This is a genomic window from Ketogulonicigenium robustum (assembly GCF_002117445.1).
Classification (GTDB): Bacteria; Pseudomonadota; Alphaproteobacteria; order Rhodobacterales; family Rhodobacteraceae; genus Ketogulonicigenium; species Ketogulonicigenium robustum.
This window is the reverse complement of the sequence record NZ_CP019937.1, coordinates 1,564,316-1,577,925: the sequence shown is the minus strand read 5'-3', so window position 1 is coordinate 1,577,925 and position 13,610 is coordinate 1,564,316. Positions and strand designations below refer to the sequence as shown.

The window sequence follows — 13,610 nt, the reverse complement described above, 5'->3', positions numbered from 1 at the left end:
GTATGGCTGATCCGGTGCAAAATAACGCCAGCGCCAGCCCGCATGTCTCTGTTCTGATCAAGCCGTTGGTGCGCGCAGTGCAGCCCGTTCAGGGCGTTTGGGTTGATGGCACGTTCGGGGCAGGGGGCTATGCGCGCGATTTGCTGGCCGCAGGTGCCACGCGCGTGATCGGCATCGACCGCGATCCGACCGTGTTTCCGCTGTCTGCCGACTGGCGCGCGTCGATGGGTGACCGCGTTGATCTGCGCCTTGGCACCTTCTCCCAGATGGATAAGATTGTGGGCGAACAGGTCGACGGCGTGGTGCTGGATCTGGGCGTATCCTCGATGCAGATCGACCAAGCCGAGCGTGGGTTTTCCTTCCAAAAAGACGGCCCGCTGGACATGCGTATGGGCGATACCGGCCCGACCGCCGCCGATCTGGTGAACACCGCCGACGAAGAGGCGCTGGCCAACATCCTCTATCTTTACGGCGAGGAGCGCGCCTCGCGCCGGATCGCCCGCGCGATCGTGCAGGCCCGCCCCATCGAGCGGACGCTGGAATTGGCGACGATTATCGCCGGCTGCCTGCCGCGCCAAAAGCCCGGGCAAAGCCATCCGGCGACGCGCAGTTTTCAGGCATTGCGGATCGCGGTGAATGATGAATACCGCCAGCTTTACGACGGTCTGGCCGCCGCAGAATCTATTCTGAAGCCGGGGGGCCATCTGGCCGTGGTCACCTTCCATTCGGTCGAAGACCGCATGGTCAAGCGTTTTATGCAACTGCGCGCAGGCGCGACAGGCGGCGGCAGCCGTTACGCACCCGAAGTGCAGGGCGAGGCCCCCGCCTTCACGCTGGTTACGCGCAAAGCCATTCAGCCTGACGATGAAGAAGTTGCCGCCAATCCCCGCGCGCGCTCGGCCCTGTTGCGGGTGGCGCGGCGAACGGATGCGCCAGCGGGCACGCTTGATCCGGCAGAAATCGGCATGCCCAGCCTGCAGCCCGCCAAGGGGCGCGGGGGCCGCAGATGAAAGCGCTGCTGCACATCCTTGTTGCGGCGCTTGTGATGGGTTTGGCCTTTTGGGCCTACCGCGAGAATTACCAGACGCAGGCCGCACAGCGACAGTTGAACAGCCTGCGGAACCAGATCGCCACCACGCATGCCCGTAACGCCATGCTGCGCGCGGAATGGGCCTATCTGAACCGCCCCGACCGCCTCAGCGAACTGGTGGCGCTGAACTTCAGCGAATTGGGCCTGCTGCCTATGATGGGCGAAACCTACAGCCGTATTGACGCGATTCCCTTTGCGCAGGCCGAAACCGCCCAACCCGTCGACCCCCGCGGGTTTGACATCGTGCCGCAAGACTTCCCCCCGCAGGAGGCCGCTCTGCCATGATCCGCAAACCGCTTCGCCCTTTGGCGCGTATTTTGCAGGCCCGCGAAAGCGGCGAAAGCACCGATGCGATCCAGCGCGAAAACATGCGCCTGCGCCAAGAGGAAGAGCGCGATTACGGTCGCCAGCGCGCCGAGCGCCGCTTGCTGCTGCTGGGCGCGGCGTTCGCGCTGGGGTTTTTCATGGTCGGTGGGCGGATGGCGCTGCTGGCCTCGACCGAGCCGAGCGAGCCGCGCACCTCGGCGGGGTTGGTCGCCAGCATTACCAGCCAGCGCGCGGATATTGTCGACCGTAATGGCCGCCTGTTGGCGACGAATATCGAGACCGCGTCGGTCTATGTGCACCCGCAGCAACTGGTCGACCCCGAACGCGCCGCGCGCGAACTTGCGCAGATATTCCCCGAGCTGAACGAGGAGCGGATGCTTCACGACTTCACCTCGGACCGCCGCTTTTTGTGGATCCGCCGGCAGATTTCGCCCGAGCAGCGGCAGGCGGTGCATGACATCGGCGACCCCGGCATCCTGTTCGGCGCCCGCGAGGCACGCCTTTACCCAAACGGCCCAATTGCCGCGCATGTGATGGGCGGCGCTGGCTTTGGGAACGAGGATGTCTCCTCGGCCGAGGTGATCGGCGTGGCGGGGGTCGAGCGATTCTTTGACGAACGCCTGCGCGACCCCGCCCACCTGGCCGAGCCGTTGCAGCTTTCCATCGATCTGACCGTGCAGGCGGCGGTTGAACAGGTGCTGCAGGGCGGCATCACCATGATGAACGCCAAGGGCGCGGCGGGCATCATCATGGATATCCACACCGGCGAGATTATCGCCATGGCGTCCTTGCCCGATTTCGACCCGAACGACCGCCCCCGCGTGCTGACCGAGGGCGACCAGTCCGACAGCCCGCTATTTAACCGTGCGGTGCAGGGCGTTTACGAACTTGGGTCGGTATTCAAGATTTTCGCCGCCGCGCAGGCGATTGATCTGGGCTTGGTGAACCAAGACACCGTGCTGGATACCCGCAGCCCGCTGGTTGTGGGTCGCTTCCGCATCAGCGACTTCGGCAACTACGGCGCGCAGAATTCGGTCCACCAGATTATTGAAAAGTCCTCAAACGTGGGCTCGGCGCGCCTTGCGATGCTGATCGGCCCGCAGCGCCAGCGTGACTTTCTGGGCGAGCTGGGCTTTCTGACCCCGACGGGGCTGGAGCTGAGCGAGGCCGCCACTGGCGTCCCGCTGCTGCCCCGCACGTGGGGCGAGCTGACATCGATTACTGCGTCTTACGGGCACGGCTTTTCGTCGTCGCCCGTGCACTTGGCGGCGGGCTATTCGACCTTGCTGAACGGCGGGCATTTGGTGCGCCCAACGCTGGTGCACACCGAAGATCACCCGCTGGGCGAACAGATCGTCAGCCAATCGGTCTCGGAAGACGCGCGAGAAATGCTGCGTTCGGTCGTGACGCACGGCACGGCGTCGTTCGCGAATATTCCGGGCTATGCGATTGGCGGCAAGACGGGCTCGGCCGACAAGCCAAAGCCAACGGGCGGCTATTATGATGACAAGGTGATTGCCACCTTTGCGGGCGCTTTCCCGATGGAAGACCCGCAGTATGTTTTTGTTATCACCATGGACGAGCCGTCGGAATTCGTCGCAGGCCAAACGCGGCGCACGGCGGGGTGGACGACCGTTCCCGTCACCGCCGAGATTATTCGTCGCGTCGCACCGCTGCTGGGCGTGCGGCCGAATGTTGAGGTTACCGGCTCCTCTGATGTATCAGGCGTGCATTAACGCAAAAGGCGCGGGGTGACGGCCAATGGCAGAAGTGCAAAACACGAAATCGCTGGCCGAGTTGGGATTGCATGGGGCCGCGGGGCCGCAAGGTGCGGCGCTGCGGGTCAGTGGCATTGCAATTGACAGCCGTCAACTGCGCCAAGGCATGCTGTTTGCTGCCTTGCCGGGGACGGCAGCACACGGCGCAAGCTATGCCGAACGCGCCGTCACCTTGGGCGCGACGGCGATTCTGACCGACCCCGAAGGCGCAGCGCTGATCGGCGACACGCTGGCGGGGCAAAATGTGACGCTGGTGGTCACCAAAGATGCCCGCGCCGCGCTGGCTGGCGCAGCCGCGCTGTGGTTTGGCCCGCAGCCGCCGATGGTTGTGGCTGTCACCGGCACGAACGGCAAGACATCGGTCACCAGCTTTGCCCGCCAGATCTGGCAGCGGCTGGGGCATCATGCAATCAACATCGGCACCACAGGTGTCGATGGCGACTGGCATTACCCCTTGAAACACACCACTCCCGATGCGCTGACACTGCAGCATGTGCTGGCCGCTGCGGCTGCCGATGGGGTCACCCATGTCGCGATGGAGGCATCGTCCCACGGGATCGAGCAACGCCGCCTTGAAGGGGTGATGCTGGCAGCGGCGGGGTTCACCAACTTCAGCCAAGACCACCTAGACTATCACAAGACGTTCGACGCCTATTTCGAGGCCAAGGCCGGGCTCTTCACGCGGTTGCTGCCGGAAGATGGCGTCGCGGTGATTAACATTGACGACCCCAAAGGGGCAGAGCTGGCGGGTACCGCCGAGCAGCGCGGGCAGGAAGTGATCGGCGTGGGGCACACGATGGGTGCACGCCTGCAATTGCTGGGGCAGCGGTTCGATGCCACGGGGCAGGACATCCGTTTTAGCTGGCAGGGCACGATTTATCAGCAACGCCTTGATCTGATTGGTGGCTTTCAGGCCGACAACGTGCTGCTGGCCGCTGGCCTTGTGATCGCATCCGGCGAGGACGAGGAAGATGTTTTTGCGGCACTGCCCTACCTGACCACCGTTCGCGGGCGGATGCAGCTGGCCGCGCGGCGGGCCAATGGCGCGTCTGTGTTCGTCGATTTCGCCCATACGCCCGACGCTGTCTCGACCGTGCTGCAGGCCATTCGCCCGCATGTGATGGGCCGCATTATCGCCATCGTCGGCGCGGGCGGCGACCGCGACCGCACCAAGCGCCCCCTGATGGGGGCCGCTGCGGCGCAGTTGGCCGATATGGTGATTGTCACCGACGACAACCCCCGCACCGAAGACCCGGCGAGCATCCGCGCCGCTGTGATGGAGGGGGCGATCGCTGCAGGCGGCAGCGCCTACACCGTCGAGATCGGCGATCGTGCCGAGGCGATCTTGCGCGGCGTCGATGCGCTGCAGGCGGGCGATGCCTTGATTATCTGCGGCAAGGGCCACGAAAGCGGCCAGATTGTGGGGCAGGACGTGCTGCCGTTCGACGATGTCGAACAGGCCAGCATTGCGGTCGCTGCCCTCGAGGGATTGATATGACGGCACTTTGGACGGGGCACGAGGCTGCCGCCGCAACGGGCGGGCGGCTGCTGCGCGATTTTGCTGTCGATGGGATTTCAATCGACACGCGCACGCTGCAACCGGGTGATCTGTTCGTGGCACTGGCCGCCAGCCGCGATGGGCATGATTTTGTTCAAGCCGCGTTGGAAAAGGGGGCTGCGGGTGCGCTGGTCGCACGTATTCCCGCCGGTGTTGCAAATGATGCGCCGCTGCTGATCGTCGATGACGTGCTGGCCGCCCTCGAGGCGATGGGCCGCGCGGCGCGTGCGCGCACCAAGGCCAAGGTGATCGCGGTGACGGGATCGGTCGGGAAAACATCGACCAAGGACATGCTGCGCACCGTCCTGGCGCATTTCGGGCGCACGCATGCATCGGAAGCCAGCTACAATAACCACTGGGGCGTGCCGCTGACTTTGGCCCGCATGCCGGCTGATACCGAATTTGGTGTGTTCGAGCTGGGGATGAGCCACCCCGGCGAGATCGGCCCGTTGTCGCGCATGGTGCAGCCGCATGTCGGCGTCATCACCACGGTTGCCGCTGCGCATTTTGAAGCATTCGGCAGCCTTGAGGGGATCGCCCACGAAAAGGCGGCCATTTTTGAAGGCCTGCTGCCCAAGGGCACTGCCGTTGTGAACGGCGATCTGGCCGTGACACCTATTTTGGTTGCCGCCGCGAAGGCGCGGGGCGCGCGCGTGGTGACCTTTGGCGAACAGGGCGCGGATCACCATCGCCTGCTGGACGTGCGCGTGCGTGGCGGCGTGACCGTCGGCACGGGGCGCGCGTGGCGCACGCCCTTCCATCTGAAGGTCAACAGCGCGGGGCGGCATTTTGCGGTGAATGCTTTGGCGGTTCTGGCCGCCGTCAGCGCCGTGGGTGTGGACCGCGCGCGGGCGCTGGTGGCCTTGGGCGATTGGACGCCCCCCGCAGGCCGCGGCATGCGGCAGGTGATCGCGCTGGATGCGCTGCGCGAGGGGCGCAGTTTTGAACTCATCGACGATGCGTATAACGCGAACCCCACATCGATGGCGGCAGCGCTGGACGTGCTGGCCCTGTCGGAGCCTGTCGATGGCGTGGGGCGGATGATGCGCGGCCGGCGCGTTGCCGTGCTGGGCGATATGTTGGAACTGGGGCCGGAGGAGATGGCGCTGCATGCCGCGCTGGCCGACAATGCCGCGCTGCAAAAGGCCGATGTGGTGATTTGCGTTGGGCCGCGCATGAAGGCGCTGCACGCGGCGCTGCCCCCCGAGGACGCCTATTGGTTCGCCGCCCCCGAGGACGTTCTGCCGCACCTGAACCGCATTGCGGATGCGGGGGATGTGGTGCTGATCAAAGGATCAAAGGGCAGTCGCGTTTCGATCATCGTCGACGCGCTGCGCAAGTTGGGCTGCAAGGCCGAGACTGTGGAATAGGATAAGACATGCTTTATTGGCTGACAGCTCTTTCAGATGGCGGCGGGCCGTTCAACCTGTTCCGCTATATCACTTTTCGGGCGGGCGGGGCGTTCTTTACCGCGCTGCTGATTGGCTTCGTCTTTGGGCGACCGCTGATCAATTACTTGCGCCGTGTGCAAGGGCGGGGGCAACCGATCCGCGCCGATGGCCCTGCGGGCCATTTGGCCAAGGCGGGCACGCCGACCATGGGCGGGTTGCTGATCATCGGTGCGCTGCTGGTCGCCACGCTGCTATGGGCGCGCTGGGATAATGCCTTTATCTGGGTCGTGCTGTTCGTGACGATCGGCTATGCGGGCATTGGGTTTGTCGACGACTATGCCAAAGTGACCAAGCAGACGACGGCGGGCCTTTCGGGCCGTGTGCGGTTGGTGCTGGGCTTTGTGATCGCGGGTGTTGCGGGCTTTTGGGCCAGCTATTACCAGCCGGAACTGATGGCTAACCATCTGGCCGTGCCGTTCTTCAAATCGCTGCTGATCAATCTGGGTGTGTTTTTCATCCCCTTCGCGATCATCACCATTGTGGGCGCGGCGAATGCGGTGAACCTGACCGATGGCTTGGACGGGCTGGCCATTATGCCCGTAATGATCGCCGCGGCGACGTTCGGGATTATCGCCTATTTCGTCGGGCGGGCCGACTTTTCGACCTATCTGGACGTGCATTACGTGCCTGGTACGTCCGAGATTGTGGTGTTCTGCGCGGCGCTGGTCGGCGCGGGCTTGGGCTTTTTGTGGTATAATGCACCGCCTGCGGCTGTGTTCATGGGCGACACCGGCAGCTTGGCGCTGGGCGGCGCGCTGGGGGCTATCGCCATTGTGACCAAGCACGAGTTGGTGCTGGTGGTCGTGGGCGGCCTGTTCGTGGTCGAGGCGCTGTCGGTGATTATTCAGGTGCTGTACTTCAAGCGCACCGGCAAGCGGATCTTCCTGATGGCGCCGATTCACCACCACTTTGAAAAGAAGGGCTGGTCGGAATCGCAGATCGTGATCCGGTTCTGGATAATCGCGCTCGTGCTGGCCATCATCGGGCTGTCGACGCTGAAACTGCGCTAAGACGCCGCCACCATTTGAACGCCGCCTGTGATAATCGCAGGCGGCGTTTTTGTTTGCCCGCGCCGATCTGTCGCGACGGCGCGGGGCGGTGGAAATTGCAAATCCCGGCCTGCGGTGCCATGGAGCCTCGGTGAAAAGGGGGAACCTATGCTGAAGGGTTTATTCGTCATCCTTGCGTGCCAGTTGGTGGGCGAGGTCGTGATCCGCGTGACTGGCTGGCCGCTATCGGCGCCGGTGATCGGAATTGTGTTGTTGCTGGTGTTGTTGCTGGTTTGGGCGCGCAAAGGTGGCAATGCCGCGATAGAGAAAAGCCAGACGGTGAAGGTTGCTGACGGTCTGCTGGCGGTGCTGGGTCTGTTTTTCGTGCCCGGCGGTGTCGGGATCATGCTGTATTTCGAAGCGCTGTCGGCGAATATTTGGCCGATGCTGATCGCGCTGGTCTGTTCGACCGCGATCACCATTGCCGTCACAGCGGCCGTCTTCGCGCTGCTATCCAAACGGGGGCGGGCATGATCGCCGATTTGCTTCATTCGCCCATTTTGTGGCTGACGCTGACCGTCGGCGTGTTTGCGGGGGCGCAGATGCTGGCGCGCTTGTCGGGCAACCATCCGGTGGTGAACCCGGTTCTTATCTCGATCGCGGTTGTTGTGGTGACGCTGGTCGCGACAGGGACGGATTATGCAACCTATATGTCGGGCGCGCAGCTCATCTACCTGCTGCTGGGGCCGGCGACGGTCGCGATTGCGCTGTCGCTGTTTCGCGCGCGCCATTTGATTCGCGAGCGCGCGCTGCCGGTAATTGGGGCGCTGGTTGTGGGCGCGCCGGTGGGGGCGACTGCAGGCTGGCTGATCGCGCGGGGCCTCGGCGCAGATCAGGCGCTGGCCTTGGCGCTGGTGCCCAAATCGGTCACGGCGGGTATTGCCGTGGGCGTGGCCGATGCCATTGGCGCGCTGGCCCCGCTGACAGTCGCGGTTGCGATCTCGACCGGTGTGGTCGGGGCTGTGATCGCGGGGCCGCTGCTGAATCTGCTGGGGATTCGTGACCCCGCCGCACGTGGGTTTGCAATGGGTGTATCAGCGCATGGAATCGCGACCGCGCGCGCGATGCAGGTCAGCGCGGTGTCGGGCGCGTTTGCCGGACTGGGGATGGCGTTGAACGGGGTGGTGACGGCAATTGTCATCCCACTGGCGTTTGCGGCGTTCGGGCAGTAGGGCGACAGTTATAAGGAATGGGAGTCTGACATGACAAATCCTCTGGTAGTGATGCGCACGGAAGAGGGCGACATCACGTTGCGCATTTACCTCGATAAAGCGCCGATTTCGGGCGAAAACTTCATGCGCTATGTCGACAGCGGCGCGTTGAACAACCAAACGCTGTTCCGCATCGTGACACCCGATAACGAAGAACAGGCGCGCGACCATTACATTCAGGCGCTGCACTGGGGCTGGCGCGCGAAAGACGCGAATGATCCGCGCCCGTTCCCGCAGATCCCGCTAGAGCGGACGCGCGACACCGGCCTGCGCCACGTGCGCGGCACGTTGGCGATGGGCCGCTACGAGCCCGGCAATTCGGGGTCGGAATTCTTCATCATGATGAACGAAGATCCCGAGATGGACTTTGGCGGCAAGCGCCAGCCTGACGGGCAGGGCTTCGCCGCCTTTGGTCAAGTCGAAAGCGGCTGGGATGTGATGGACCGCCTGTATGCGCGGGCGGAAAAAGACCAGACCCACCTGCGCCAGCCCATCGCGATTTCCGAGGTTGCGCGCGTCGACTGATTTTAGGCCAGACACAAAAAAAACGGCGCTGCGTGATGCAGCGCCGTTTGCGTTTGTAAGGGGCGGCCTATTAGAACGGACTGGCGACCAGCGTGCCCGCACCATCACCCAGCAGCACCAGAACCAGCAGCGCGATCGTCCAGAAGGCGGGGTATTCCCAGCCACCGTTGGGGTTGGTGAACCAGAAACCGGCGGGGCCGTGCACCTTGATGATCGTGCCCAGCATCAGCGGGATCAGGGCCAAAGCCGCCAGACGCGGGACGATACCGAAGGTCAGGGCAAGGGCGCCCAAAATTTCAGCGGCGATGGTCAAGTAGGCAAACCAGCCCGGCAGCCCGAGCGATTGGAAGTAACCCACGGTGCCCGCAGGTTTGAAGACAAACAGTTTCAAGCCCGCATGGGCAAAGAACAAAACAGCCAAAGCCAAGCGCAGGATCAGGATGGCATAGGGGGCGGTGGACAGATCGATCATTTCGAATACTCCGAAAAGCTGGGGTCAGGCCGACATGGCCTGTCGTTGCTGCGTATATGACGCATTGCCGCCCCGAGGATTAGACAGTGCTTCGGTGTGATATTGGTTCCAAATCGGAAATAATCGCCGTGGTGCATCGCCGCGCGATAGCGCATCGCAGGGGTGTGTCGTTGTATATATTTTTTCGGGGTGTAGGTTGCCGCTGACGAGAGTTGATAACTTGGGAATCGCCTTATGACTGCCGCCGAACGCTTGCCCGATGTCACCGCCTTTCATGATCGCCGCACGGGATCGGTTCAGTATGTCGTGGCAGATCCGGTCACCAAAGACTGCGCGATTATCGACCCCGTTTTCGACTATGACGAAAAGTCCGGCCAGACGTGGAGCGAGAACGCAGACAAGATTTTGGCCTTCATTGCCGAGCGTGGCTACCGCGTTCAGTGGATTATGGACACGCACCCCCATGCCGACCACTTTTCCGCCGCGCCTTATCTGAAAGCGAAAACGGGTGCGCCGACAGCGACAGGATCGTATGTCACCCGCGTGCAAAAGCTGTGGGCCGATTTTTATAACTGGCCCGATTTCCCGCAGGATGGCAGCCAGTGGGATCACCTGTTTTCCGCCGGCGACACGTTCAACATTGGCGAAATCGGGGGCTATGTCATTCATTCGCCTGGGCACACGCTGGCCTCGATCACCTATGTGATTGGTGATGCGGCGTTTATCCACGATACGATGTTCCAGCCTGACAGCGGTACGGCGCGGGCCGACTTTCCGGGGGGCAGCTCTGCCGCGCTGTGGGATTCGATTCAGGCGATTTTGCAATTGCCGCCCGAAACGCGCCTCTTTACCGGGCACGATTATTTGCCGGGTGGGCGGGCGTTACAGTACGAATCGACCATTGCCATGCAGATCGCGACGAACAGCCATCTGTCGGTGCATCGCGACAAGGCCGCCTACATCGCCGCGCGTGATGCGCGTGACGCTACGCTGCCGATGCCCAAGCTGATTCTGCATGCGCTGCAGGTGAACATCAACGGCGGGCAGCTGCCCGCGCCCGAGGCGAACGGTCGGCGCTACCTGAAAATCCCGATGGATTTGCTGACGCGCGGCAGTGGCGAGTAGGCGCAACACCACCGCGCGCCGGTGTGTGGCAGCCTAAACCTTTTTCCGCGACGTTGCGCCCCAGCCGTGCAACAACGAGAGAGGGCCCTGCCATGCCAAACGATCCATTTAGAAATGCCGCAACCGGCCTGCAAAGCCCCGCTGTGCAGGCCGCAGCGATCACGCCATCGAACACTGTCGATTTGCCCAACGTGCCCCGCGCGATCTACGCGACCACGGCGGGAAATCTGCGCGTGACCATGCTGGCGGGGGGCGAGCCTGTGACGCTGCCGGTGTTGGTTGGCGTGCCGCTGCCGGTGCGCGTCCAGCGCGTCTGGGCGACAGGCACAACAGCGGCAGGATTGGTTGGGGTCTGGTAAAGGCAAGGGCCGTTCCTATTGCTAAGAACGGCCCTTTTAGTGTTGGGGACTTGTGTCTTAGACGCCTTGGTCGTCGACAGGCTTTGCCAGCGCCTTGGGCTTTGCTTCGCCGGTGATCGGGTCCTCATGGCGTTGGACCGAACCCTCGAAATGGGCGCCGGATTCGATGGCGATGGTCTTGTGGATGATGTCACCCTCGACCCGCGCGGTCGAGGTGAGGCGCACCTTCAGCCCGCGCACGCGGCCGACGATACGGCCATTAATCACCACATCATCGGCAACCAGTTCGCCGCGCACGGTCGCGCCTTCGCCGACCGTCAGCAGGTGGGCGCGGATGTCGCCGTCGACCTGACCTTCAATCTGCACATCGCCCGATGTGCGGATGTTGCCGGTGATGTGCAGGTCCGACGACAGAACCGAAGCAGGGGGCTTGGGCTTGGCGCTGGTTGCAGGGGTGAAAGCAGGCGCAGTGCTGGCAGCCGCAGCGGGTTGGCTGGGCGCGGGGGCCTGATCAGGGGTCTTGCTTCCGGGTTCGTTGATCTTGCTCTTAGAAAACATCGCGTCCAGCTCTTATATAGGTGAGAGGGTTTTGGGGGGCGCCATTGGACCGAACTTCGTAGTGAAGGTGAGGTCCGGTGGATCGGCCTGAGTTACCACTATCAGCAATTCGCTCGCCGCGCGATACCCTTTGGCCGACCCGCACCTTGATATCGTTCAAATGTGCATAGCGGGTCTCGAATCCGAACTCGTGCCGGATTTTGATAAGTCGTCCGTAGCCGCTGCTCCAGCCTGCAAAGGTCACGACGCCTTCGCCGGTGGCGTAGATCGGGCTGCCGATCGGCATGGCGAAATCGACGCCTTCGTGGGCGCGATTCCAGCGGGTGCCGAAGGTCGACGACAGCCGTGCCGCGTTGCGATAGGGCTGCGATACTGGCAGCAGATCGGCGGCGATACGGTAAAGGTTGATATTGTCCAACCCTTCGAGGATGCGGTTCGCGCGTTCGATGTCGGGGTTGATGGCGCTGCCGCTGGTCGAATATTGCAGCGGTGTCAGCGGGCCGCCTTGGCCGGAATAGCCGCGCCGCACTTGGGCGATGATGGTGTCGGGGTTAACGCCCGCAGCGCGGAACATTTGCTCCAGCGGCTCGACCGAAACCTGCATAGCCTCTTCCAGCTGCAGGAAGATCTCGCTGTTGCGCTCCTGCATCAGGCGCAGTTCCAGTTCCAGATCGGCGGCGGCGGTGATGGCGGATTGCGCGTCGGCGGCAACACCGTCGCGATCGGCGGCCGTTTCGGCCAGCGCTGTCGACAGCATATCCAGCGTTCCGACCAATTCCTCGCCGGTATGTCCCGGCACCACGTCTTGGGTGCCGTTCAGTTGTGCGGTGAGGTTGCTGGATTGCGCCCGGGCCGAGTCGCGTTCCGATACCGTACGGCGCAGCGTTTGGTGGACTGCGTCAAGGCCGGATTCCAACTCGACACGTTGGTCTTCCAGTGTCAGCAGCTGGGTTTGCATTTGCGAAACCTGCGCCAGAGCGGCCGAGAACCGCTCTTGCGCGGCCATGGCTTCGACGGCGCGGGAATCACGTTCACCCGACAGCGTTTCCAGCCGCGCCTCGTACAGCATTTTGTCGCGTTCGGCTTGGGCGCGGTAATTGCCCGCGCTGATCGCGTCCATCAGCACGATGGCCGTCGCCACAATCGACCAGCCAACCAACACGCTGCAGCCGGCAATGGCGATCAGTTGCGTGATGGGGCGCAGCCGGATGAAGCGGGTCTGGGTGTCGGACCGGATGAACAGCCGCCGCTCGGGCAGGCGCCGTTCCAGTGCGGCGTGAATTCTGTGTCGCAGCGGTAAGCGCACGCGTCCCTCATCAGTGTTTTTGGGCGGGGCGTGGCCCCAGCTTGTCTGCCACGTGTTAGGCAACGATGGGCAGGGCTGACAACCGTTGCGATCACCATTCAAGGGGGCATAGGCCAAAGCGCGCCGTCGTCGGCGGGTTCCCGCCGAAAGAATCGGCGGGAAAGGCCAAGAATGCGGCGTTAGATCAGGCGGTGTTCAGGCACTTGGTCAAAACATCGTCAACGTGGCCGGCAAGGCGGGTCACGGGCCAGACAGCGCCGATCGTCCCATCGGATTCGATCAGGAACGTGGTGCGCACAAGGCCCATGTAGGTTTTGCCGAAGGTATGCTTTTCGTGCCAGACATCGTATGCGCTGCAGACGGTGCCGTCTTCATCTGTCAAAAGCGGGAAGGGCAGCGCCAGCTTTTCGGCGAATTTCGCGTGCTTTTGCAAGCTGTCGCGCGACAGGCCCAGCAATTTCACACCTGCAGCATGAAAGGCTGGAAAGGCGGCTGCGAACTGGCTGTTTTCGCTGGTGCAGGTCGGCGTGTTATCGGCGGGGTAGAAGAACAGCACGACTCGGCTGCCGCGCAGCGCTGACAGTGTGTAGGTTTGCCCGTCATGGGCGGGCAGGCTGAAATCGGGCGCGATTTGGCCGGGTTTTAGGCTGGTCATCGGCGAGTCTTTGGGCATCGGCGTCCTTTCGGGGCTGATTTGGTTTCCATTTCCGTCTAGCCCTGCGAGTATAAAGACAAAAGCCCCACCAAGGGCAACGCGAGACGAGGTGATATGACGCGCCGCAGCGTCCCCCCCAGTATTGG

Annotated in this window: 15 protein-coding genes; 11 read left to right on the top strand and 4 right to left on the bottom strand. The window is 63.1% G+C overall.

Features of this window, described 5'->3' with window-relative positions; genetic code table 11:
• Positions 1 to 2 precede the first annotated feature (2 nt).
• From rsmH to BVG79_RS07805, 9 genes are all read left to right on the top strand, one after another.
• The gene (rsmH, locus tag BVG79_RS07845) at positions 3 to 1,010 is read left to right on the top strand and encodes a 16S rRNA (cytosine(1402)-N(4))-methyltransferase RsmH (protein WP_085786393.1); all 1,008 of its coding nucleotides are present in this window, start codon (positions 3 to 5) and stop codon (positions 1,008 to 1,010) included.
• Positions 1,007 to 1,375 carry a cell division protein FtsL gene (ftsL, locus tag BVG79_RS07840; RefSeq protein ID WP_085786392.1) on the top strand — a complete coding sequence of 123 codons (369 nt, stop codon included), beginning with the start codon at positions 1,007 to 1,009 and terminating at the stop codon, positions 1,373 to 1,375. The genes rsmH and ftsL overlap by 4 nt, the downstream gene beginning before the upstream one ends.
• A complete protein-coding gene (locus tag BVG79_RS07835; RefSeq protein WP_085786391.1) occupies positions 1,372 to 3,153 on the top strand; it encodes a peptidoglycan D,D-transpeptidase FtsI family protein in 1,782 nt (593 codons plus the stop codon). Before ftsL ends, BVG79_RS07835 begins: the two co-directional genes overlap by 4 nt.
• Positions 3,154 to 3,178: 25 nt before the next feature.
• On the top strand, positions 3,179 to 4,693 hold the full coding sequence (locus tag BVG79_RS07830; RefSeq protein WP_085786390.1) for a UDP-N-acetylmuramoyl-L-alanyl-D-glutamate--2,6-diaminopimelate ligase: 1,515 nt from the start codon (positions 3,179 to 3,181) through the stop codon (positions 4,691 to 4,693).
• Positions 4,690 to 6,123: a UDP-N-acetylmuramoyl-tripeptide--D-alanyl-D-alanine ligase gene (locus BVG79_RS07825; RefSeq protein WP_085786389.1), complete on the top strand. Its 1,434-nt coding sequence runs from the start codon at positions 4,690 to 4,692 to the stop codon at positions 6,121 to 6,123. The genes BVG79_RS07830 and BVG79_RS07825 overlap by 4 nt, the downstream gene beginning before the upstream one ends.
• 8 nt (positions 6,124 to 6,131) lie before the next feature.
• Positions 6,132 to 7,214 (top strand): phospho-N-acetylmuramoyl-pentapeptide-transferase, encoded by a 1,083-nt coding sequence (gene mraY / locus BVG79_RS07820; RefSeq protein ID WP_085786388.1) that lies wholly within the window; start codon positions 6,132 to 6,134, stop codon positions 7,212 to 7,214.
• 147 nt (positions 7,215 to 7,361) lie between these two features.
• Entirely contained in the window at positions 7,362 to 7,727 is a 366-nt protein-coding gene (locus tag BVG79_RS07815; RefSeq protein ID WP_085786387.1) for a CidA/LrgA family protein, read from the top strand.
• Positions 7,724 to 8,425: an LrgB family protein gene (locus tag BVG79_RS07810; protein WP_085786386.1), complete on the top strand. Its 702-nt coding sequence runs from the start codon at positions 7,724 to 7,726 to the stop codon at positions 8,423 to 8,425. The genes BVG79_RS07815 and BVG79_RS07810 overlap by 4 nt, the downstream gene beginning before the upstream one ends.
• Before the next feature lie 30 nt (positions 8,426 to 8,455).
• Positions 8,456 to 8,989 (top strand): peptidylprolyl isomerase, encoded by a 534-nt coding sequence (locus BVG79_RS07805; RefSeq protein ID WP_085786385.1) that lies wholly within the window; start codon positions 8,456 to 8,458, stop codon positions 8,987 to 8,989.
• Positions 8,990 to 9,059: 70 nt separating this feature from the next.
• Here BVG79_RS07805 and BVG79_RS07800 read toward each other — a convergent pair whose 3' ends face one another.
• Positions 9,060 to 9,461: a DoxX family protein gene (locus tag BVG79_RS07800; RefSeq protein ID WP_085786384.1), complete on the bottom strand. Its 402-nt coding sequence runs from the start codon at positions 9,459 to 9,461 to the stop codon at positions 9,060 to 9,062.
• A gap of 234 nt (positions 9,462 to 9,695) precedes the next feature.
• Here BVG79_RS07800 and BVG79_RS07795 point away from each other — a divergent pair, with 234 nt between their 5' ends.
• Both BVG79_RS07795 and BVG79_RS07790 read left to right on the top strand, forming a co-directional pair.
• Positions 9,696 to 10,586: an MBL fold metallo-hydrolase gene (locus tag BVG79_RS07795; protein ID WP_085786383.1), complete on the top strand. Its 891-nt coding sequence runs from the start codon at positions 9,696 to 9,698 to the stop codon at positions 10,584 to 10,586.
• Between the two features lie 92 nt (positions 10,587 to 10,678).
• The gene (locus BVG79_RS07790; protein WP_085786382.1) at positions 10,679 to 10,945 is read left to right on the top strand and encodes a spike base protein, RCAP_Rcc01079 family; all 267 of its coding nucleotides are present in this window, start codon (positions 10,679 to 10,681) and stop codon (positions 10,943 to 10,945) included.
• Between the two features lie 57 nt (positions 10,946 to 11,002).
• Here BVG79_RS07790 and BVG79_RS07785 read toward each other — a convergent pair whose 3' ends face one another.
• The 3 genes from BVG79_RS07785 to BVG79_RS07775 all read right to left on the bottom strand — a co-directional run bounded on the left by BVG79_RS07785 (position 11,003) and on the right by BVG79_RS07775 (position 13,464).
• Positions 11,003 to 11,503 (bottom strand): bactofilin family protein, encoded by a 501-nt coding sequence (locus BVG79_RS07785; protein ID WP_085786381.1) that lies wholly within the window; start codon positions 11,501 to 11,503, stop codon positions 11,003 to 11,005.
• Complete coding sequence (locus BVG79_RS07780) at positions 11,493 to 12,809, bottom strand: M23 family metallopeptidase (protein ID WP_085787316.1); 1,317 nt, start codon at positions 12,807 to 12,809, stop codon at positions 11,493 to 11,495. The genes BVG79_RS07785 and BVG79_RS07780 overlap by 11 nt, the downstream gene beginning before the upstream one ends.
• 184 nt (positions 12,810 to 12,993) lie before the next feature.
• Positions 12,994 to 13,464: a peroxiredoxin gene (locus BVG79_RS07775; protein WP_236951334.1), complete on the bottom strand. Its 471-nt coding sequence runs from the start codon at positions 13,462 to 13,464 to the stop codon at positions 12,994 to 12,996.
• Positions 13,465 to 13,610: the final 146 nt, after the last annotated feature.

Coding starts and splice junctions, on each gene's coding strand:
- BVG79_RS07825 (WP_085786389.1), top strand. CDS start 4,690: ATGACGGCACTTTGGACGGGGCACGAGGCTGCCGCCGCAACGGGCGGG.
- BVG79_RS07830 (WP_085786390.1), top strand. CDS start 3,179: ATGGCAGAAGTGCAAAACACGAAATCGCTGGCCGAGTTGGGATTGCAT.
- BVG79_RS07795 (WP_085786383.1), top strand. CDS start 9,696: ATGACTGCCGCCGAACGCTTGCCCGATGTCACCGCCTTTCATGATCGC.
- BVG79_RS07785 (WP_085786381.1), bottom strand. CDS start 11,503: ATGTTTTCTAAGAGCAAGATCAACGAACCCGGAAGCAAGACCCCTGAT.
- mraY (WP_085786388.1), top strand. CDS start 6,132: ATGCTTTATTGGCTGACAGCTCTTTCAGATGGCGGCGGGCCGTTCAAC.
- ftsL (WP_085786392.1), top strand. CDS start 1,007: ATGAAAGCGCTGCTGCACATCCTTGTTGCGGCGCTTGTGATGGGTTTG.
- BVG79_RS07800 (WP_085786384.1), bottom strand. CDS start 9,461: ATGATCGATCTGTCCACCGCCCCCTATGCCATCCTGATCCTGCGCTTG.
- BVG79_RS07805 (WP_085786385.1), top strand. CDS start 8,456: ATGACAAATCCTCTGGTAGTGATGCGCACGGAAGAGGGCGACATCACG.
- BVG79_RS07810 (WP_085786386.1), top strand. CDS start 7,724: ATGATCGCCGATTTGCTTCATTCGCCCATTTTGTGGCTGACGCTGACC.
- BVG79_RS07790 (WP_085786382.1), top strand. CDS start 10,679: ATGCCAAACGATCCATTTAGAAATGCCGCAACCGGCCTGCAAAGCCCC.
- BVG79_RS07835 (WP_085786391.1), top strand. CDS start 1,372: ATGATCCGCAAACCGCTTCGCCCTTTGGCGCGTATTTTGCAGGCCCGC.
- BVG79_RS07815 (WP_085786387.1), top strand. CDS start 7,362: ATGCTGAAGGGTTTATTCGTCATCCTTGCGTGCCAGTTGGTGGGCGAG.
- BVG79_RS07775 (WP_236951334.1), bottom strand. CDS start 13,464: ATGACCAGCCTAAAACCCGGCCAAATCGCGCCCGATTTCAGCCTGCCC.
- rsmH (WP_085786393.1), top strand. CDS start 3: ATGGCTGATCCGGTGCAAAATAACGCCAGCGCCAGCCCGCATGTCTCT.